The sequence below is a fragment of the Vibrio sp. 10N.222.55.C7 genome, assembly GCF_041473335.1.
Classification (GTDB): domain Bacteria; phylum Pseudomonadota; class Gammaproteobacteria; order Enterobacterales; family Vibrionaceae; genus Vibrio; species Vibrio crassostreae_C.
The window spans coordinates 10,497-31,244 of record NZ_JBFRSC010000011.1; the positions used below are offsets into that span (position 1 = coordinate 10,497).

Annotated in this window: 13 protein-coding genes and 6 pseudogenes; 7 read left to right on the plus strand and 12 right to left on the minus strand. The window is 41.9% G+C overall.

Annotation, left to right across the window (positions count from 1 at the left end; translation table 11 throughout):
- The 5 genes and pseudogenes from AB4482_RS04140 to AB4482_RS04160 all read right to left on the minus strand — a co-directional run.
- Positions 1–620: Ig-like domain-containing protein (locus AB4482_RS04140; RefSeq protein ID WP_372180579.1), on the minus strand; the 620-nt coding region annotated here is incomplete at its 3' end.
- Positions 621–1,342: 722 nt separating this feature from the next.
- Positions 1,343–1,486, minus strand: a pseudogene (locus AB4482_RS04145) (zinc ribbon domain-containing protein); the annotation flags it as partial.
- Between the two features lie 20 nt (positions 1,487–1,506).
- Positions 1,507–2,001 (minus strand): annotated as a pseudogene (locus AB4482_RS04150) (RNA-guided endonuclease InsQ/TnpB family protein); the annotation flags it as partial.
- Positions 2,002–2,698: 697 nt separating this feature from the next.
- Positions 2,699–3,208, minus strand: a complete 510-nt coding sequence (locus AB4482_RS04155; RefSeq protein WP_102258285.1) for a hypothetical protein — start codon at positions 3,206–3,208, stop codon at positions 2,699–2,701.
- A gap of 1,578 nt (positions 3,209–4,786) precedes the next feature.
- Positions 4,787–5,270: pseudogene (locus AB4482_RS04160) on the minus strand (integrase core domain-containing protein); the annotation flags it as partial.
- Between the two features lie 1,371 nt (positions 5,271–6,641).
- On the opposite strand from AB4482_RS04160, the gene AB4482_RS04165 reads away from it, so the two are divergent.
- The 5 genes and pseudogenes from AB4482_RS04165 to AB4482_RS04185 form a co-directional block, all read left to right on the plus strand.
- Positions 6,642–7,469, plus strand: coding sequence for a CPBP family intramembrane glutamic endopeptidase (locus AB4482_RS04165; protein ID WP_016800044.1), 828 nt, complete (start codon positions 6,642–6,644; stop codon positions 7,467–7,469).
- Between the two features lie 321 nt (positions 7,470–7,790).
- A complete protein-coding gene (locus AB4482_RS04170) occupies positions 7,791–8,183 on the plus strand; it encodes a Rid family detoxifying hydrolase (RefSeq protein WP_016800045.1) in 393 nt (130 codons plus the stop codon).
- Between the two features lie 272 nt (positions 8,184–8,455).
- Positions 8,456–8,818, plus strand: coding sequence for a hypothetical protein (locus tag AB4482_RS04175; protein WP_016800046.1), 363 nt, complete (start codon positions 8,456–8,458; stop codon positions 8,816–8,818).
- Between the two features lie 106 nt (positions 8,819–8,924).
- Positions 8,925–9,158, plus strand: a pseudogene (locus AB4482_RS04180) (prevent-host-death family protein); the annotation flags it as partial.
- Positions 9,149–9,383: pseudogene (locus tag AB4482_RS04185) on the plus strand (type II toxin-antitoxin system RelE/ParE family toxin); the annotation flags it as partial. The pseudogenes AB4482_RS04180 and AB4482_RS04185, both read left to right, overlap by 10 nt.
- Positions 9,384–10,615: 1,232 nt before the next feature.
- Here the strand turns inward: AB4482_RS04185 and AB4482_RS04190 are convergent.
- The 5 genes from AB4482_RS04190 to AB4482_RS04210 all read right to left on the minus strand — a co-directional run bounded on the left by AB4482_RS04190 (position 10,616) and on the right by AB4482_RS04210 (position 16,285).
- Entirely contained in the window at positions 10,616–11,896 is a 1,281-nt protein-coding gene (locus AB4482_RS04190) for an aromatic amino acid transporter (protein WP_029222809.1), read from the minus strand.
- A 691-nt stretch (positions 11,897–12,587) separates the two neighbouring features.
- Complete coding sequence (locus AB4482_RS04195; RefSeq protein ID WP_229648116.1) at positions 12,588–12,854, minus strand: transposase; 267 nt, start codon at positions 12,852–12,854, stop codon at positions 12,588–12,590.
- Positions 12,855–13,125: 271 nt separating this feature from the next.
- Positions 13,126–13,764, minus strand: a complete 639-nt coding sequence (locus tag AB4482_RS04200) for a ParB/RepB/Spo0J family partition protein (RefSeq protein WP_017102340.1) — start codon at positions 13,762–13,764, stop codon at positions 13,126–13,128.
- A gap of 5 nt (positions 13,765–13,769) precedes the next feature.
- Entirely contained in the window at positions 13,770–15,014 is a 1,245-nt protein-coding gene (locus AB4482_RS04205; protein ID WP_017102339.1) for a DUF3440 domain-containing protein, read from the minus strand.
- 146 nt (positions 15,015–15,160) lie between these two features.
- On the minus strand, positions 15,161–16,285 hold the full coding sequence (locus tag AB4482_RS04210; protein ID WP_017102338.1) for a carbohydrate porin: 1,125 nt from the start codon (positions 16,283–16,285) through the stop codon (positions 15,161–15,163).
- 239 nt (positions 16,286–16,524) lie between these two features.
- On the opposite strand from AB4482_RS04210, the gene AB4482_RS04215 reads away from it, so the two are divergent.
- Together AB4482_RS04215 and AB4482_RS04220 are read left to right on the plus strand one after the other, a co-directional pair.
- The gene (locus AB4482_RS04215; RefSeq protein ID WP_016800054.1) at positions 16,525–17,724 is read left to right on the plus strand and encodes a ParA family protein; all 1,200 of its coding nucleotides are present in this window, start codon (positions 16,525–16,527) and stop codon (positions 17,722–17,724) included.
- Positions 17,724–18,809, plus strand: coding sequence for a ParB family protein (locus tag AB4482_RS04220; protein ID WP_371995773.1), 1,086 nt, complete (start codon positions 17,724–17,726; stop codon positions 18,807–18,809). The genes AB4482_RS04215 and AB4482_RS04220 overlap by 1 nt, the downstream gene beginning before the upstream one ends.
- 19 nt (positions 18,810–18,828) lie before the next feature.
- On the opposite strand, the pseudogene AB4482_RS04225 reads toward AB4482_RS04220, so the two are convergent.
- A pseudogene (locus tag AB4482_RS04225) lies at positions 18,829–20,156 on the minus strand (IS4 family transposase).
- Between the two features lie 112 nt (positions 20,157–20,268).
- Positions 20,269–20,721: an Lrp/AsnC family transcriptional regulator gene (locus tag AB4482_RS04230; RefSeq protein ID WP_017062578.1), complete on the minus strand. Its 453-nt coding sequence runs from the start codon at positions 20,719–20,721 to the stop codon at positions 20,269–20,271.
- Positions 20,722–20,748 lie beyond the last annotated feature (27 nt).

The following is a 20,748-nucleotide window of genomic DNA, read 5'->3' on the forward strand; positions in this document are numbered from 1 at the left end:
ACTGTGTTACTGGTGACTCCGTCTAGGAAAGCCTCAACCGTCGTGGTGGCGACTGTGTCCCCAGACAATAAACCAGTAGGCGTGACCGTTGCTGTCTGTGGTTCATCCGGTGTCCACGTGACCGAACGGCTGACATCTGATGAGGTCCCATCACTGTAGGTCGCTGTTGCAAGTAACTGTTGTGTTTGACCTTTCGCGACTAAGACCTGTGAAGGCGTGACGGTGAGCGAGGTGACGATGGCATTGGTCACCTCCACGTCCACTGTGTTACTGGTGACTCCGTCTTTAGTGGCTGTGATCTTTATAAATCCTAACGCTTTGCCAATTAATTGTCCCGGTTCTACAAAATATCCAATGTTCTTGTTATTAGAGCGCCAAATGCTTAAATCAGTTAGCACCTTTGAAGAGTGATCAGAATAATAACCTACTGCGACGAAAGCTTTTTTGTTCCCCTTCCTCATCGTTAATTTACTTGTTCCCCGAATTCCTGATGAGGAGACGCTAATATCGATCCGTTCTAATGTTATTGCTGGTTTTACATCAACCTCTTCTGACAATTCTAAATTACAACCTGCCAAGAAGAGTATAATTAATATATAAAGGGAGATAATTTTATTCATGGCTATAGCTAGTATGGTTATAAATTAAAAATGATTCTTATAAATTCGATTAATAGCAGAGGAAATGACAATCATTTAAGATAATTAATCAATTATTTAACATAAAGCAATGATTTTATATTTTTAATTAATTATCTTTATTTATAAATATAATCATGAATAAACCCTGTATTTCGCTTTCAAATAGTACTAACTTTAGCGTTTAAAATTGGCAGATAATTAATTAAAAATAAATAATAAAAATCCCCCCCCATACAGTATTGATAGTGTTAACGTATTTTAACTAAAGAGAAAGAACTAAGCTGAGCTCAGCTGCAAGGAGATTATCAACAATGGTTTATCAATGGGCAGTATTTCGTCATCAGCATCCTATTTTCGGGGGAGGATGTGAACTATTTGTTGTCCTGCTCGCTTTTTTATCAATAGCCTTACCTCTAATATGTGAAGAAAGCTTATTAATACTAGGAATATCTTTAGGACTTGCCATCATCTGCTTTACTCTATTTTTACTTTTTGCCCAAAGTGACAAGATCCGAAGGTCTATGCCTAGCTAGAAAAATGCTATTAAGTCCTTAAAAAACTAGGAGCTCTTCCCTCGTTTGCTTGGGTTTTCAGCATATCTATCTAAGTGACTACTCACCGCCTATTGGGCGATGCTTCTTATTTCGTTAGCCATTGCTCGATAGTATCAAGACTTACGCAGCTTCCATAAGCAGAGACGATTATCCAACCGCCTTTAATTCTAGAAGGCCTTTATCACGGATATTAAGGGCGGCGTTTAAGTCACGATTTATGTCTGTAGTGCCGCCTGATGGACAATCCCACTTGCAAACCGATAAGGGCATTTCTTCCACTTTATGACCGCAACAACAGCACGTTTAGAGCTTGCATCCCACTGATTTAGTTTAACTAGATATTTGCCTTGCTCTTTTAGTTTGTACTCCAACTTAAAGACAAAACTATGCCATGAGGCGTCCGCTATGTGTTTCGCCAGTTTGCGGCTTTTCATCATGTTTGTTGATTTCAATGTCTCAATTATCACCGCTTGGTTTTCGTCAACGAGAGTTCGAGAAAGCTTATGTTGAAAATCAGCACGAGCGTTAGCCACTTTTTCGTGGCATTTGGCAACGAGCAATCTAGTTTTTGCTCGATTGGCACTGCCTTTTGCTTTTCTAGATAGCTGACGCTGCTTTCGTCTGAGATTCTTCTCAGCACGTTTTACAAATCTTGGGTTAGCTGTCTTTCTACCGTTCGATTCAATAGCAAAATGAAATAGACCTAGATCAATACCAGTTACCTTGCTTAACGTAATGCTCTTAACCTTGCCTACAATCTCACGGTGATTATTCGCCTCTACAGGCTTTATTTTCGGGAGTTTGATGCACCATCAAAGACTTTTACACCAACACAGTGATAGCTCGATTGCTTACCGTGTCTACGTTTGAATGTGGGTACTTGGCTTTCAACTTCGGATTAAAGAAGTTATCAAAGGCTTGGTGACGATTGAGTACAGATTGCTGCAAGACGGTTGAATCATCTTGCTTCAACCAGTGGTATTTACGCGATTTCTTGGCAACTGCAAGTAGTGGCTTGATGTCCTTTTTAGGATTCAGTAAGTTTTGAAAAAATCACCACTCCAAGACAAAGTTACTTGGTAGTTACAATACGCATAATCGCCTGGTGCTCACAAAGAGCAAAAGCGTTGCTCGTATAACAAACCCGAACCGATTGAATGCCGAAAACGACTGGAATATCGAAACAAAATTCAGACCTATTGATGGCCTTACCTTATGAGGGTTTGATGCCGTCGCGCATCAGCCGACCTTAATCGTTATACAGACAAGAGAGTAAACCTTTGGCCGACGCGCGATGCTCGGAGGTTGTTTCTGTCGTCTTTTCCGTTTTCTTCGCATAGGCGTCGTCTTCTCGCATTTGTTTAATGGTGGTAGCACAGTCACACACTCTGATACTCACCCCTCCCCCCGGTGCCTTTAGTATTAAGAAGTCGATTGAATTCACCCAAATCACGTGCCTGGATATGTCAGAGGAAACCGTAGAACGTATTTTCATGTGACCCTCTAAACGCCAAAACGCACATCAAAACAAAACCCTGAGCACTTAAACGTCCCCTCCTCCGTTTGCACGAATCGCAACGCTGGAAACACAGACCCGTAAGTGGTGTACAGAATAATGTGATCCGCTCGCTCGTGAAGAAACCATTCACCAAAGCCAGCGCCATTTAATTCAATGAAAAAGTCACGGATTTCATGGAAAGCAAAACGACGCGACACCAATTGCGGAAACTGCTGCTTGATAGCTTCAACGAACCCTTGGCCTTTTAACGACGCGATATCAGCCTGTTGCTCTGGCGACTGACGACGACTGAACATTTTTAAACGCTGGATTTTGGAAACCCAATCAGACTTTCTTTTCGCCTCATCACGACACTTTTTGACTTGATAGCGCAACTTCAAGACCGCCAAAGATCTAGAGACATCATTTTTTGGTGAGCTTTCGTGCCCAGCGGCGAAACGCTGGTCGCTGAACTTTGATTTAGAGAGAGTTAGGCTTGAGTGTCGTTGTACCATGAGGAGTTTCCTTTCTGTTTGAGTATCACTTTTATGGAGCCGCTTGGCTGTCCGGCAAACGTTCTTGGTTCTCAAGGACAAGGGCGCGAAGCGTTCATATACCCTTGTCATTGGGGTTCAGAACGATCACGGTTAACAGCCTGTGAGCCCATCAAATGATGTGAGTCGAAAGGGAAATAGGCACATAAGACAATAAGCCTTTACTCGAACTTAATTAAAGTCAGTGAAAGGAGTGAGGAAGCGCAAGCGTTCTGGCCACGCCTTCGAAATAGGACGTTCTTCATCTCAAAGCCAGCCTCAGACAATTCTAGAGGGGTGATGAGGCTACCTTTTGCTCCGGTAAAGTGATTAGCTAAACAAACGAGGTCTTCCACGATCACCTTGCTTGGTCCGTTGCCATTGTTGGATCACTTTTTCATCAATCCAAAATGTCAGCCGACCCACGATTGCAGGGGTTGGGGTGTAGATTTAACCACACTGTATTTACATTAATATCAAATTTCTCTTTTACAGGGGTCCTGTCACCCCCAAAATACAGGCTAAAAATAACAATAATCTAAACTTTCTTATCTTGCTATCGCTTCAATTAATGCCAACCCACCACCTAATCGCAAAATTTTTGATTTAAAAGACTAGTAAAATCAAAGAAATGTCATTCTCAATACTCGATTGGACTCACTTGTAAGGAAAACATAATTGATAGTTAATTTATTAGTATTCGGTCTGCATTAAGAGTTAGGTGGAGCCTCGTTTAACTGATTTTAATCAAAGGTAGTAATATATGTACACAAGGACAAGAATACTGTTCTATTTGAGTTGTTTTTTTCTCTCCTTTAATGCTAGAGCGATCGATTTATCAAATAGTTACGTGACATTTTATGAGGGACCACAATTGAGTGATCAAGCATTTCTCTACCCTATACTTAGAGAGAAAGATACTCGGGAGCTCACCTATCTTGATGACCTCATTTTAGATTCTCTGAGAGGTGGGAAGTTGGGTTATCAATATTTTGATTCCGGTGGAACGAGCGCAACTTGTCAGGGGTCCAGAGGTGGTTTCATACCAATAGGCAAGAAAACCACCGTAAGAAATCTTAGAGTCCCGTCTTGCTACAACAGCTTAATCATGCGTACGCGCTTATGTCTTTATGACAAGGACAACAAGTATATTGGAGGAAATTGTACAGACTCTTACTATGGCCATACTTTTAATCCTTTAACAGAGAAGCCTAGTGACTATAGGTACAAGAAAAATGGGACGTTTGAGGGATGTGAGTTGAACCCGGTAAAAGTAAAGCTAAGTGACATCTATGAGGATTCGGCTTTAGCCCCTGAGGCAATACATACGTACTTTCCTATTGGAACTTGTCGCGCGGTGCATTTAGAAAGTCCTGACTATAAAAGTTTTACCTCGATTCTCTCTCAGATGCATCCTAAAATATATAAGCGCTTAGGACCTAAGTGCACAGTTCTAGAAACTGAACCAGTGTCTCTAGCCCATACTAATGGGACAGTTATTCATCCTAGTATCAAACCTACAAAAGTAGGTTGCTTATAATTTTTTGCTATGTGTAGTGGTCAACTGAAATTGGCCACGGTTTTAGAGGGTACCCAAGACAATCTCTCTGATTCATTAGGTGTGAGGCCACCATTATAGTGATGTGGCCTCAATTGGCTGTAATAGCCAATGATGTATTGGATAATTTATTGTTGAGCCTCAGAAAAGCTACGATAACCTACTGTTGGGATCCACTCCGTCTTTAAGCTTCTAAAGAAACGTTCCATTGGAGCATTCTCCCAGCAATTTCCTCGTCGAGATAAACTTTGTTTTATCTGAAAACGCCACAGTAACTGACGATATTTTCTACTCATCTAGTGACTATCTTGCTCGCTGTGGAATGTAGCCCCTTTAGGCTTTCCTATACTGATGTCTCGGTAATTGACAGCTAATCGAACCAAGCGTTTTCATTAGCTTTGTTGCTAGATAACGGCTCAGAGCTACGCCTTGATTTATCACCAGATCAGCAATAGTTCTCGCTCCCGAAGAGCCATTGCTTACCGCTGCGGTCCTCACCTCGCTTGCGGTCACCCCCTCATAAATTCCGTTGTGGAAGGTCATTAATGGCGACGGCAACATACAGCGATAACACTTCATACGATGTAAGCGATTCCTTGACGTGGACGTCGAATGAGCTGAGCACGGCAACGATGACACCTACTGGCTGGTTGTCAGGGGTTGCGGTTGGCAGCACGACAGTCACGACAGCTGAAGATGGAGGTATCACCACTCACACAATCGACGTGAATGTGTTCACATGTAGAGTTACTGGATCTTCATGTCTTGAGAGCTTCGATACTGGGAGTAGGAAGATGTTTATCAACTCACCATCAAAAATATTCCTAAATAGCCTCGGCGGAGAAAATATTGGTTTTACAAAAAAAAGGAGTTAAAAGGGTTATTTAATACATACGGTAATATGTTTATCGTGCGAGTCTAGGCGCTCAGGATAAATTACTGGTCAGGGACGAATCGAGGTCCTGGTTTGAGTGTAAGACTCAAAAATGGCAGCGAAGGAACCAGTATGCCAGCGCCCCCTGCGTCTCAGACCCTTCACGGTTGAACCCTCGCGCTTGTGATTCTAGCCCTAAACCACCGACTAAAGTAGGGGGTTCTTTGTATAGTTTTGATGTCTTCCCAACCTCGCCCCTTTTTTCATCCCAGTCTTCATAGCAACTAGAATCAATAGCTCTAGGGTGACCACGTTCCAAGAAAGCGGCGCAATCTCGCGTCATAAGCACCGCCTCCAGCTCCCCGTATTTGTTTGAGTAAGATCGGGAGCACTTATCTCTACGCACGTTTTTGTCTTGCATGAGACCTCGACTTGCTTTGCTCTGAGGCTGATACAAGTATAATCCGGACAAATGAGCCAACCTAAATGTTCAGGCGTCCTAAGTGAGAATTTCGGAGTTTTTCCTGGCGTTTTGCTTTTAGTTAGCGAACCCACGTAGACTTACCCACATCCATGAATTGGGCTGCTTCAATGACCGATTCAAAAAATTAAATTTTTATTTAATTACCTATAATTAAATAATTAAACCATAGAAAAAACTCTAACATTCCATTCAATTTATTTGGGAAGATAACTCCTTTAAAACCTAAAACATTGGTTTCGCTCTCCAGTTAAATAGAGGGGGAATTTAACTATGAAATTATTAATTACTCTTCATAAGGTTGGAAAATTTTGGGGGGTAACCCTAGGCCGTGGGATTAAAAGCTAGCTCCCAGATTCGCTTGATAGAGTGCACCTCTCTTGCAAAGGGCTCGTTATAGTGAGCCTTACCAGCGCAGCACGTTCGCGAAGTGAGCTTAAACGACCAACATGATAAAAGCGGCAAAAACTGCCTTATGGTTATTAATTTTTTGGAGTTTACGATGCGGTTAATGATTTCAGCTGTGGTGGTGGTTTACATAGGCTATTTCTTTCCAAGTTATGTCCTGCTTGATTACTACCTGAGCATTACCCGAGAGTGGGCATTAAATCCGACTTTGGATCGAGCACTCTACTCTGCTTTCGCCTACTATTTTCTACCTGTTATCGCTTTTTTCGTGCTATTTGTTAGTGCTCGGCGAGATAAGCATTGGAAGCAGTACTTAACCTCTTGGCCCAGAAACGTATGTACATGGGGTGAAGGCGCGTTGATATTGATTGGGGTGATTTCATTAAATTCCGTATCAAATTATCTTCAATATATTATTTTTGATTGGTTTTCCCCGGGATCTTGGCAGGCCCAATCCTACAATTTTACCCCTTTATTTTCGGCCTCTGATGGAGTAATTGATTGGTCGAGTGTGTTGCGAAGCGCTCTAGACGGTGTGCTCATTTCTCCCGTGATAGAGGAGCTCCTGTTTCGTTATTTGTTGTTTGTTATTTTCAGGTCCATTTTTGGGGTTACTAACGCCGCATTACTCTCAAGCTTAATATTTGCTTCAATACACCAGTGGGCGCTGGACGCATTTATGTCTGGGGCGTTTCTATGTTGGGTCTTTGAGCGATATCGCCGCCTAGGAGTAGTCATTGTCATTCATGCTTGCCATAACCTGTTTATTTTACTTTATGATCTTGTCTATTATTTAAGCACTCAGCTTCACTTTAACCCTTGGGAGGCGGTTGATATTAGTATTATTGCGTTGCAAGTGGGGTATCTAGTGATTTTTTCACTATTTATTGATTATCAGCGTAGAGGGTTTAAGGAGAGGTAAGGTTTATACGGGGCGGTCTACTTTACGCCTTTATTTTAAATTCACTTGGTTGAGTTTTAGCGTGCTTTGGTTGTCAGCCACTTTTCTCCTCCATCATAAAAGTGAAATGAACGCTACGCGATTTTCACAATGAAAACAGTGCTGCCAAGAGGGAGTAAGGAAAGGATATTTAAAAGTTAGTGAGTGGTCTAAGCAAGCAATTGTCTTGCCTAGCTTCTCCGTTCCCTTCAAATCTCATTTTTAATTATAGTTAAATAATAAGTGTTTTTTTACCCAATCCTATAGCTTTGTTGATTCATCAAAAACCTATGGTTAAATAATATGCGAAAAATAATTGAAACTCAGTCAGCCCCTAAAGCTATTGGCCCATACTCTCAAGGGGTGATTTCTGGAGGGCTAATTTTCACTTCCGGACAGCTACCGCTTCACTCACAATCAGGCTTGATGGTTAAATCCTGCCTTGAAAAACAAACGACTCAATGCCTAGAGAACATGAGAGCCATTTTGCTACATGCGAATACTGATGTGTCAGACGTAGTGAAAACAACCGTTTATCTTACCGATATGGTGAGCTTTTCAATTGTGAATGAAATTTATAATGATTTTTTCATTAAACATGGTGCCAATTATTTTCCCGCAAGAACCTGTATCGAAGTGTCAAAACTCCCTCTCAATGCCATGATTGAGATAGAGGCCGTTGCTGTCGCACCTTAGCCGTTAACGTTTCGTAATTTTTTAGCTCCAGGGTGCCTATGTCGTAATTGTCATCAACAGCGCGAAAAATCCGAATGAGAGCATATTTGGTACGCTTAACTACTGAGCAAATTGATTCCTTAAAATCAAACTTAGATAGTACCTTCTATTGGTTTCAAGAAGGTACTGTGCTCAACTTCCTTGCGATAGCAAAATTAAAGAGCATGTTGTAGAACTACTAAAACATCGAAAATAAGACACCTAACAAGGCCATCTATACCTCAGGAGGAAAAATGGAAAAGGTCATCCGAGAACTGGCTAAAGAAGTAGGTCGAGTTATTCAAAAACCAGAAATGAAAACTGACTTTGTAATCAAAGGTCTCGGCATACGAAGAGGTGAAGAGGCGTTAATCTATCGTATTCCCTCTCATTCTAAAAAAGCGTCTTTCTATGAAAAAGGAGTGACTCTCTCTGAATTCCAGTTCGCTTACGTACATTTAAAAGAATCGGGTTATTTTACGAGAGCTTGGTTTAATAAAAACCTCTCTGCTTGTGCAAAAGAAGGGGCGTGCAATTTTACAACAATAGGCGGGGTTTTTAGCATTTTAGGTGTGGCAGAATACACCTCAAAGGCGACCTATCAATTAAAGGCATAACAAACTGTTTAGTGTAACTCCCAACGCTTTGCATTTCTCTCCACTAAACTTACTAGACTCAAGTGATTCAATAGTATCACTTGAGTCTTCTGTTGGAGTCCTTCTCATGAAAGTCGAGCTTATTACTTCCCTTAAGCGTCAAGCGACCAAAACCCTCACAGACCTAGCCAGTGCTGTTCACCGAACATGGGACCCCCTCTACGTATCTGGTTGATGTGGACACCAGTTTATGCAAAACCGTTTGGCTATTCTCGAAGGGCTTGCTGGCGGTGAACTCGCAATCTCAAAGGCAAAGCACTGGGTCCTGATGAAGCAAGGAAAAATGTCAAAATGGCTGAAGGGATTTGGAGTGAGCCCGCGTTATCGACTCTCAATAATTCGCGGAATACATTGCCCTTGAAAACCTGCTCGCTGCCAAACAACTCGTTCAAAACATCTTCGAAAGAGTCGAACGCCTCAGCTAATTTCCCGAGTCTGGGCGGGGCGTCTTCCTCCTGATCTTAAACACCTCAATTCTCGTGAATTCGTGGTTAATCCTTGCCGTGTTTTTTACCAAGCTAAAGGTGTGCATCTTTAGTTCAGCTGAACTAACCGTTGAACTAAAAACGTCTCAAGACGCTCTTGAAGTACTCGACCGTGATCAGTTTACCTTAATGAACGACCCCACGGCTATACGGCTGAGACGGGAAAAATTATCGTTATAAAACAAGGCAAAGTGACGTTTTCTGTTGAGGCCCAGAGGCTCATCAGCCCGTTATTAACTATCACGAACACCACCGCTGAAAATGTGTTGCTCACTTAATGAGACGGAGCGGAACAATACGAAAAGCGATTGCTTAAAGTGATAGAAGGCTTAACTTGGCGACACAAACGGTAAGTATTTTAGTTCTTCCCCAAGTTTGGATTTTAAAAAACTCAATTATACCGTTAATGAGATGAAATATAATGTGGTGCGGTCTTACGCAAAAAGCATTCAAGCGCTAGAGTAGAATGCCCCGATGGACGGACATTATGCAAATTTTCGACAACAAGATGGTGCGAGAAAAATGACAGTGTTGGTAGACAATATGACCGTTATTGCAAGGATTTAGCAAAGCTAACCGTCCCCGAATTAACTGCGCTCACCAAGGAGCATGGGGAGTTCTATTCATACTTCCCAACGCTTCATTTCTTTTGGACGTCGAGTAAAATTGCGCCAGAAATCACCACGCAATCCGCCGGCGCTTCAGAGTTTCTGTCTATCACTTGGTTCTCAAGAATTTCAAACATCCATAAGAGCCATTCTTCTCTGGCCATCTGTGTACGGAACATTCAAGTTCCGTCGGCAACGCTATCGAAAGGCCGAGGGCTGGCTCGGCTTTTCAATGTCTTTATTAACGATGTTTACTGGGGCTCCAAGGTTTCGCCAGAGCGATGAAAACGCTGGAAATTTACTTCTTTCTAGGGCCACTCTGTATGAGCCTCAGCGATCCGAGGGATTTGGTTTCCATGAATTGACCCATTGCCGCCCAATGGGCAATGGTTTGGGACGGGGTCAGTCCAGAGCTTTTGGCGGCTCTGAGTGCTTGTTTGAACAACACTTGATCGATATAGACACTCACTTTCATCACTAATCCTTCTTGTTCATGCTTACTTTATTTAAATTTACTCGGAACCCAAGATTTTGCCGCTAGAGTTTATTTTAAAACCGTCCTAATAGGGCTCGATCGGCAAATAACCACGCCCCTCAGCGCTCGGGTTGCTCGTCCTTGACCGTGATTTGAATCTTTTGGATGGGTAATTTTAAAATTAATAAGGCTAGACGCCGTCAAAAACGGGCAGCGCTTCGAACAGGACTAGTACGTTGATAACGATGATGCTCACACCGTAGATAAACACACCAACCAACACCAACTCTCCTCCAGGCACTTGGTAAGCCTTCGATTTTTTCTGATCTTCTTCACTCTCTTCAAGGTTGTTAAACGCTGGTCTTTGTAGTCTCGATTTCCTTACTAACAATGCCGGTACGATACATGCCCAAATCGCAGCGGCAGACGCTGCATAACCAATTGCGCTAAGAAAACCAAAAGGAAAAAGAAGAGAAAAAATAAGAGGCGGAATAAATGTAACCGCCCAGGTCTTGGTTCTTCCTTTGGAGGTAGCATCAAATTGAAAAAGATCGGCCAAAAAATCAAACACACCCAACCCTACCCCAATAAAACTCGACAAAATGGCCGCCGCTGAAAAAGCACTAATGACATTTGATAGGGTTTCTTCAGCCAACACTGCTTTTAAGCTGATGAGTAAGATGTCTATATTTCCACCTTCTGCAATTATAGGGCCGAAGCTAATTCTTGGTAAATTACCATAGATACTTAATAGCCAAATGGTGTAGATAAAGAACGCCATGAGCGTTCCGCCTACAATCGCCCTTTGTGCGAGCCTTTCATCAAGGTAGTAGTCTCGCAGAGTGGAGACGCTGTGCTGGTATCCAAATGAAGTTAAAGCAATAGGGAAAAACCCCCATACGTATTGCGCATACTCAAACTTTAAGTGAGCAGTATCCAACAAAGTAACAAGATTAACATTAAACCAAAGGCCAGCAGTCCCAAAAATAAAGCTGATAATCATAAATAGCATCAACACCATGGAAATGCGGTCAACTGTTTTTGTTGAATGCCAAACTAGTCCAGAAAAGATAAGCACAAAAAGGATAGAAGCTAGTTTAGGGGAAAGGCCAAAGTACTCCTTAATGATCAGTCCAGATGAAGTGATGTAAGCGTACAGTAAAATCCCTCCCACAAAGTAGATCATTAAGTTATTAAAAAAATTAACCTCTTTTCCTAACAAATCTTTTGTGATGGAAGAAAAAGACGACCTGTATGGATAATCTTTTAAAACTTCGAGTAACAGACAACCACTGGTTGTCATAATGAGCATAGTGAAGAGCAAAGCCATTAAAGCACCGATGGTCCAGACCCCAGCCCCTGCAGCGGGAAGTCCAAGCATACCAGCGCCGACGCAAATACAAGCGACAATACAGGCTCCTCCAATCATTGAAGGCGGGGTTGTGCTCCTTACCTGTTTCATACTAGACATAAATAAATACCTTTCTTTTCTTTAGTTCAATTGCTCTTTTAGACTGCTCCCCTTACAAGCTAGGAGGCACAAAAAAGCGCTAGAACCTAGAATCTAGAACTTAATTTTAGGAATGACATATTAATTAAATTCTAAATTAGCCTAATATTTCTACCTAGTTAACCTAACTAAAAAATATTGTTTCGATGTTGAGTGCAGAAGGTGTCAAAATCGGGGGGGATTTAAGGTTCGTCAGAGAATGCGTGAAGCTGGTTAATGAGTAATCAGCCAGGTTCGCATCGATATAAACATGCAAAATTGGAGAGGCTAGACGCGATGATCTTACTTAGATTGGGTCTGGTTCGAAGTAGACCTACTTAAGCCGACGCGTTGTGGAATGGTCTTTATCAGATAAGCCTGATGCCACAATTTCAGGCAAGGAAAGATATGAGCTATTACTTGATGAGTTACTACAATCGGCCTCGGCCTCAGCACGCAACTCATGGGCTGTCGCCAGTAAATGCCGAAAATAGGCTTAAATCAGTGTCCGAAATGTTGACCACTTACACTTAACAGAATAACGTCTATCTTTTGGGGGGTCAGCGTGGTTTTTGTCTACGAGAGTTCGAGAGAGTTTGTGTTGAAAATCAGCGCGAGCGTTAGCGACTTTTTCATCGCATTTAGCTAATAGCAATCTAGCTTTACGAGATAACTACTTCTGCTTACGTCTGAGGTTCTTCTCAGCACGCTTTATAAATCTGGGGTTAGCTGTCTTTCTGCCGTTCGATTCAATAGTAAAGTGAGACAGACCAAGATCAATACCTGTCACCTTACTCACTGTATGAAGCAAACTAGGCGCTTCCACTCCATCATCAACAAGGATAGATGCGTAGAACTTACCTGTTTTACTCAACCTGACAGTAATACTTTTAACTTTACCTACAATTTCACGGTGAATGTTCGCCTCTACAGGTTTCATTTTCGGAAGCTTGCGGTACATATGCGACTTTAAATGTAGAGCTTTGTGGTTCGCACAACGCCAAACTGAGCTATTAAAAACTCAGATTGCTCTTACGTTGGGTAAATGCGTGCCTTAGTTGCTCTTAACACTCAAAATCCTTAACTGTATTCATGAACAGTCGTATATCAACTGCTTCGGGCTGTCTATCTTAAAGTGCTATCGCACTTTCGCCTTATCTCCCCGCCCTCAGAGCTGGCGAGGGTTTACGGCGTGATTGCTAAAAAATCAATTACTCCCAGGACTGTGAAAATTCTTGATCTTTAAAGGCAGCAGCGAGGCCTGTGACTTGCTGTAATCGTAGAACTTCATCTTTATCCATTCCCAATTCGTAACAAATTTTATGATTTGCCCATCCCATCTCTTTGAGTTGAATAATCAGATCTGCAATCAGTTCAACTTGGTGTGAGCCACGCGCCAGGTTATGGCGAACAGAAGTCGATATGCAATTTTCTTCAGGCAAATTAAGGACCACCGCGGGGATGTACCCCGTTAGGGTTTGCAGCTCTGGGTGGTTCAATAATAATTGATAACGATGAAACCCATCGATGACAACGTATTTTTTGACCGAAGTATTCAAACGATTAACCAAAATAGGCATAGTTAAACCATTTTTCTCCATCGACGTTTTTAGGAGTTTGCTTTCTGGAGGCGCCATTTTATTTGGGTTGTATTGATTAGCTTCTATTTCATCAAGTGGGATCATTTCAACATGACAAGCTGGCGGTAAATCAGGAATAAGCTCGATGAGTACTTTGGCTGCTTTATTGTAAATTGCGACCTTATCAATGACTTGTTTGTCCGTGTTATTGATAGATTTCAACGGCTTCTTGGTGCGATGCTGATAAGCTAGAGTAGGTTCACTTTCCATTCGTATCACTCTTCTTCTCCATAGAGGGCATGGTATTGTTTTGCTAAGGACTTGTTGTACCCAAAAGAGAGTCCTCGGCACCAATAGTCATTTTTAATCAGTACTTTACAAATTCTTCTCCAACTAGGAACTTGCTTCCTAGATTCCAATTTACTCTCTGCGTAATCAGGGATGCAGGTCACTCCTTTTTGAGGACCGTTTTTACGCCACCACTGTAAGAACTTAAAAATTCGGTCTCGGTAATGTTTTTCTACATGTGGCGGCATGGTTTTCAGAAGGTATTTACTGTATTGCCGGTAGCTAAGCCCCGGTGGTAATTCAAAGCGATAATAACCAAGGATACGCCCCTGACTTTTTGAGTATCGAGCACCAAAGTTACATCCTTCTACTCTGGCAACTAATTTTTGCCAGGTATCAGGTTCTAATATTTGATATAGCCACAGCCCTTTTCTTTGCTCATCGCCAAAAGGTTGGCAAAGCCGCTGCTGTGAAAGAGGGACGCCGGCCTTATGCATTAAGTCGTAAATACGGTTGTAATCCCAACTAAAGCGGTAATTCGCAACCCAAATATCTTTAGTTTTCCAATCGTATAAGGGATAAGCCATATACACATTTGGCTGCATTTTAGTCGTCCAATATTTATCTGAAAATTTTTTTTTGGACCTATTTTTAATGGTATTGAAGCGATGTAAAGATTCATCAGCACGTATACCGATTAACACAGCGATTGGCTCACCCCTTTCCTTTTGGTACCAATGAGCAAACTTAAAAACAAAGTCTTCAAACTCCATCCCGTTTTGGAAAAAAGGGAATACATCCGGGTTTGAAATCACGCCTTTATGCGGTGGTCGGTCCCTGACCCATTGCGCTTCTTTAGCAGGATCCCAACAAAGCCATTTAGGCTGAAACTGTGAGATTGAATTCCTTAAGCTGAGCGGTAAACAAACCCAATAGGGGTTAATTTCTCCGTCCAGTACCATGCGCTCAATGAAGGCATGAGTTTCATGATACTGAGCTTCAAAGTCCACGATGAGTACATCGACAGGTAATCGACCACGCTTTTTCGCTTCTTGAATAGTCAGATTTAAAAGGACGCCAGAGTCTTTCCCTCCAGAGAAGGAAACATAGAAATGGTTAAAGTTGTCGAAAAGATAGCAAATTCTTTGTCGAGCGCCTTCAAGCACATTGTATTTTTGCTGAATTTTATCTCGAGAGAAATCGCCTTCTCTTCTTTTTTTATTGGCAATCATGATTTCCACAATGTCATTAACTACTCAAATAAAAATAAATAACTTTTGCATTTTTTATAAATTAATTATTAATAATTAATTTATTTATAAGGGCAATATTGAAGAAAAGCTCTTCCGAATTTCAAGCTCGGGAGAGCTTTGAGAGACTAGAAACTAAAGTGAAGATTACCTCTTAAACCAATAATCCAACTGTCATCAGCTTCTGAGTTCTTCGGTAAAGAATAAAGATATTGAACATTAGGAGTTAACGAGAGCGCACCCCAGTTCATTCGGTAATAGATTTCAGAGTTGTAAGAGTCATCAGCTACATTAGCAGAGTTGGGCTTAGCCCAACCCAAGGCGATGCCTAGCATGCCAGGTCCTGCCTCATACCCAGTACCAAACACGACCGAAGATTTGTATAGAGCCTCAGGTCCTTGCGCGACACCGGCTCTGAAAAATGGTATCCATGAGCCGGTTTTATATATGGACGACCAATTTGCGCCATAGTTTTCGCTAGCTTTCTCTTTTCCATCACTGTGCCAAACTGTTAGGTGTGAATTCTTCAAATAAAAATCGTCTTTCGACTCCACCCAACCTATTTCTAGGGACTTAAAATATTGATTATCATTGATGAACTGTTCAACACCATCGAAAGGCTTAGTCGAATCAGCTTTTGCATCAGAGAAACTTGCATAAAAATAATAGTTTTCCGACATCATATGGCGTAGAACGCCGCCGAATGTTGATTCATCTGGGATTGGGATAGAACCGGAACCGGTACTAAACTGTAAGTTAGAAAAACCATAGTAAGGGTTACCCAACTGATAAGTATCAACATAATCAGTTGCATCTAAAAAACCAACCATCATATCAGTAGATTGTTTATTAAAGGTTTGTGTCCAATAAAGATTCGTTAACCTTAAACCTATATCACTAAAAGCTGGTTGGATTACACCAAACCCTCCGACATTCTCCATGACAAATTCAGAGGGCGTACTCTCTGTATAACCGTGCTTATGATCAACCCTCAGCTGCAAAGCTCCGGTATCACTCTCTTTTTGGTAAGCTCGCCAATTCAATGTAATCCGTGCAATACCAGCTGCCGCACTGCTGTCTTTGTTCGGCAAGCTCTCACTGGACGTTAAACCAAAAACATAATAATCCACAGCTCCCTTTAAATCCTGGTCTTCAGCCGCATGAATCAACGTTGGCGTAACAAACACAACCGATCCCACAAGCGTTAGCCAAAAACGCTTAGTCTTTTTCGTAAATGCTACATTCTCAATCATATCAATAACTTCCTTTTTTTTTTCATCGAAGTTGTACGACTCAGCTCAACTTTCATTGTTAGTCAGGAGTTATTAAGAGGGATTTGAAAAATGAATACTCGTAATTAATAGGTAATTTAAGCGCTCTCCTTTATCAACCTGTCACAATCATTTATTTAAAATCGAAAACACCTCAATTTTTTATACCAACATCAAAAATTGAGGTATATACTATTTCTTATCCCTACCCGGAGGCAGAAATGGATAATCAAAACACTACAAACACATTTCAAGCGCTTAAAATCGGTGCAGACGCTTACATTCAGCGTCGTAATCAACGTTTACTGGCCAATCATCGCAAAGAGCTGCGTAACTTTACCCGAGCAGAAGCCTCGGCCTACCTTGGCATTGATGCAAAAACGCTTGATCGGTATGTTACCGCCGCTGCGATAGATCCCCGTCGTCATGAAGACTCACAATGGTCGATCGATATCGCGGAAATGTACAAGGTACGTAACTTACTACCAGATAATCTACGTAAAGACGCTAAGTTCATACGCAGTGAGCAGCAAAAGGCGCAAGTGATGGTTATCCAGAACCAAAAAGGCGGTGTTGGTAAAACCGTTTCTGCCGCGACTATCGCATCAGGTTTAGCGACCGAGTTTCATCAAGAGTATCGTGTTGGTCTAATCGATATGGATGGCCAAGCCACGCTATCGATGTACTACGCGCCCGAAGCCGAGCAAGAAGGTAACTTGTCTGTTGGTGACTTGATGATGAAAACGTTCGACCTCGATGAAGGCGAAACCGTTGATCAAGTCATCTCTGAAGCCTTTCTTGAAACTACCATTCCAAACCTGCGCATTTTGCCTGCCGCGCAAAGTGACCGAGCGATGGAAGGCTGGTTTCATGAGCAAGTATTCAGTCAAACCTTAAATTCACCTTATTCACTACTTAAAGACATCATCGATAGTGTAAAAGATGAGTTTGATATCATTATTATCGACACCCCTCCTTCACTAGGTTATGCAACCTTCAATGCGTATTTTGCCGCAACGAATGTGGTCTTCCCATTGTCGATTACCGAAAACGACATTGATGCTACCTGCTCTTACTTCAGCTACATTCCTCAGGTGTGGGCCCTGTTAGAGAACGCCAACCATGAAGGCTACGACTTCATGAAGATCTTACTGACTAACCATCGTGATAGCTCAACCACTACCGAATTAATGAACAACCTGTACGACAACTTCTCTCCTTACTTGTACTCAAAAGAGTTTAAGCATAGTGAGGCCGTTCGTCAGTCATCTTCCCTACTCTCGACGGTGTTTGATATGTCGAAAAGTGAATACCCGAAAAGCAAAGCAACTTTCCAAAGCGCGCAACAAAACAGCTATGAAGTTACAAGTCAGATCTTGCGCGATATTCTGAACGTTTGGCGTGAACAGGAGAACAAATAATGGCGAAGAAACGTGGCGGGAGCCCTTTAGGCAATGCTCCTGGTTCAGCTCAAGCGCAGCAATCAGCGGCCAAAGCAAATTTAGACACTCTAACAAGTCAACTCAGCACCGAGCTAGAGAAAAGCGGGCAAAACGCTGAAGACTACCTTAGAACTAAGTTTGGATTAGAGTCTGTTGGCCAGAAAATGGTTTGGCAATTAGCTTCTGGTTCAACTGCCATTTTCAATGAAGTTACACTGTCACACGAACAAGTTAAGCAGAACTCATTTGTGACCTTTGATGTTAATGGTCGTGACCAGTCTCTGTTAACCAAAGAATCATTGGAAGATTTGAACTCGTTAGAGTTTCAGCAGTTCTATCCAGCCGTTGGCCGAGAAATTAATGGTCGCATTGATATTCTTGATGGCTCTCGCCGTCGTGCTTGGTTTTTATTTCAAGAAGGTCGTGTAAAAACATTCCGAATTCTAGTCACTCAAAACGAGCTTTCTACCACCGATGCCAAAGCGCTGGCTAAGCAGCTGCAAACCGCCAAAGAGCACAACCAGCGTGAAATTGGTTTGCAATGTCAAACTCTGATGAAGAACGGTGAGCTAACTCAAGAAGATGCGGCAAAAATCTTAAATATTAGCCGTCAAGCGGTAGGTCGAGCGCTGAAAGCAGCCAGTATTGACAGTAAGCTGATTGCCCTATTCCCTGTCGTTAACGACTTGTCTCATGCTGATTACTCCCTCTTGGCTAAGGTGATGAAAGCGTTCGCCGATGACAAGAAAGCCTTGAGCAGCTTCATTAAAAAAATAGCCGATAATGCTGTCAACGCTCAGGCTGAGCAGAGCCAAGAAGACGCTAAAGACGCTCTGATTGCTTACATTAAAGTTGAGTTAAAGATCGTTGAAGCCAAGCAAGAATTAGACAAAGCTGTCATTACTCCTCTAGCAGAGTTCGACAGTAAAGGTATGTTTGCTCGTAAGCGTGTTAAAGGTCGAAACTTTTCGTATGAATTTGGTCGCTTATCAAAGGATGTCCAAGCTGAACTCGATAAAGCTATCCAATCAGTGTTAGGTAAACACCACCAATCAACTTTATAAAAAGATAAAGGCTCTCAAATTAGGTAATGCCGTTCACTTGTGAGTGAACGGCATTTTTGTTCTTAGCATACCGGCTGTGGTCTAGGCTTAACTGTTCTAGGGAATGTTCTTTCCCTTCGCCCTTCAAGTATTAAGCTTTCAGCCATGTTGTGAAACCCCTTTAACTGACGAGGTATTGCTCCTGGTGTTGAGTAAGGTAAGCCTACAAGTAACGCCGATACATGAGCTAATGTGCCGTTAAAACTCAGTTGATAAGGAAGGTAATTTCCCTTTAAATTGAAGCAGAGCTCGACCATCTGATATCGGATTAAATTGTAAGTAAGCAAGATGCCCCATAACTCCTGCTTGACCAGCTCTGGTAAACGACTTCGCAGCGTAAGACGGTTTCCAAGCATGTATTGTTTTTGCTCTCGGTAGCCTAGCTCTATTTCCCAACGATGTTCATAAAGGCCTGCAATATCTTTTGATGGGTAACGCAGGGAGTCCGTCATGGAGGTTAATACTTGGTAGTCTTTTCCTTTAATTTTACGAGTGACAAGTCGAGCGGTTATCGACTTTGGTAAATCAGGCCATAGCTTTCTAGCCCTTGGGTTACTGTGTAATTGAACAAGTTTGTCATTTCGCCCTAAAGATTGAACAATGTCATATTGTGTATTTTTCTTGAGGGGGATAAGCCAATGACGCTCTGAGCCAGAGTCTTGCCATTTATGTAATAAGCCTAAAGAATAGAACCCCTTATCGAACATTGTCACGCTATGGTTTGGTGTTGTTTCTATCAATTTTTCAGCTAATACCATTTCGTTTGTATTGTAATTATCAAAGGCACTTGCCGTGATAATGTGACTGCTTAGTTCCATTTGGCAGACCATTCTCACTTGCGGATATTGTGTCCCTTTTTGTCGAGAAAATGCATTTTCATTTTGCGGGTTATCGGGCGTTCGCCAAACAACGCCATCGACACCAAGAAGCGTTAACCCATTCCACTAGGGTAACTGTGCGCTTTTCAACCATGACGTAGTCATTCGCTCAAAGACCGCTTTTATTGCGTCTTCACCCAACGTCTTTCGACGTTGAGTCAACGCACTTGGTGCGACAAAAGCTTTACCTGTACGGTCGTACAATATCAAGTTGGTTAACTAAATCTTTCATGGACTTATTGTTATAGATGGCCATTCCAACAAGCAGCCACACCATGGATTCTAGAGTTAACTTTCTCTTTCTCATCGTGACGGTATCAGTAAGAGAATAAGATTCGTCGATGAGTTCAATTGGAAGCAAGTCAGACAAAGTTTCAATGTTGCTAGGTTTCCAATCATTAATTATGTTTAGAGCTTGAGAAACATCCATAAAAAAATCCAAGTGCATTAAATACACTTGGATTTTGACAGCTCTGGAGGATCGTTCAACCGATCACTTTGGCTTTAACTGATCGGCATTACTCATAAGAGCGGCTTTCTTTTTAACGACTGATTGGTTGGTGTAGCACTACTGTTGTATTGAGAGAGCGAATGCCATTGAACGACTCTATCTCATTACATAAATGGTGTATTGATTGCAGGTCAGGTGCTTCAATCAAAGAAATAATGTCGTAGGTACCACCAACAATGCTTGTAAGTCTGACTTCAGGTAGTTCTTTTAACGCATTACTTACATCATTTTTCTTACCTTTTTCACAAGAAATCAGCAAATAACTTGCCGCTTTTCTCCCGTCATTTTCTACTCTTATTTGTGCCGTATACCCTTTGATAATACCGGTTTTTTCAAGTCTGTTGATACGTTCAGCGACTGCTGTTCGCGACAAGCCGATGTTGCGAGAAAGGTTAGCAATCGATTCTCGCCCATTGGAGAGTAGATTCGATAGAATTTTACGATCTAGTTTGTCTAAGCCTTGTAAACTAATGTTGGACATCATGTGTTCTGCCTTTTCTGAATTATTATT

What these genes read in the sequence shown, in the direction of transcription:
- AB4482_RS04155 (WP_102258285.1), bottom strand. Translation starts at nt 3,208, where the DNA reads ATGGTACAACGACACTCAAGCCTAACTCTCTCTAAATCAAAGTTCAGC.
- AB4482_RS04165 (WP_016800044.1), top strand. Translation starts at nt 6,642, where the DNA reads ATGCGGTTAATGATTTCAGCTGTGGTGGTGGTTTACATAGGCTATTTC.
- AB4482_RS04170 (WP_016800045.1), top strand. Translation starts at nt 7,791, where the DNA reads ATGCGAAAAATAATTGAAACTCAGTCAGCCCCTAAAGCTATTGGCCCA.
- AB4482_RS04175 (WP_016800046.1), top strand. Translation starts at nt 8,456, where the DNA reads ATGGAAAAGGTCATCCGAGAACTGGCTAAAGAAGTAGGTCGAGTTATT.
- AB4482_RS04190 (WP_029222809.1), bottom strand. Translation starts at nt 11,896, where the DNA reads ATGTCTAGTATGAAACAGGTAAGGAGCACAACCCCGCCTTCAATGATT.
- AB4482_RS04195 (WP_229648116.1), bottom strand. Translation starts at nt 12,854, where the DNA reads ATGAAACCTGTAGAGGCGAACATTCACCGTGAAATTGTAGGTAAAGTT.
- AB4482_RS04200 (WP_017102340.1), bottom strand. Translation starts at nt 13,764, where the DNA reads ATGGAAAGTGAACCTACTCTAGCTTATCAGCATCGCACCAAGAAGCCG.
- AB4482_RS04205 (WP_017102339.1), bottom strand. Translation starts at nt 15,014, where the DNA reads ATGATTGCCAATAAAAAAAGAAGAGAAGGCGATTTCTCTCGAGATAAA.
- AB4482_RS04210 (WP_017102338.1), bottom strand. Translation starts at nt 16,285, where the DNA reads ATGATTGAGAATGTAGCATTTACGAAAAAGACTAAGCGTTTTTGGCTA.
- AB4482_RS04215 (WP_016800054.1), top strand. Translation starts at nt 16,525, where the DNA reads ATGGATAATCAAAACACTACAAACACATTTCAAGCGCTTAAAATCGGT.
- AB4482_RS04220 (WP_371995773.1), top strand. Translation starts at nt 17,724, where the DNA reads ATGGCGAAGAAACGTGGCGGGAGCCCTTTAGGCAATGCTCCTGGTTCA.
- AB4482_RS04230 (WP_017062578.1), bottom strand. Translation starts at nt 20,721, where the DNA reads ATGATGTCCAACATTAGTTTACAAGGCTTAGACAAACTAGATCGTAAA.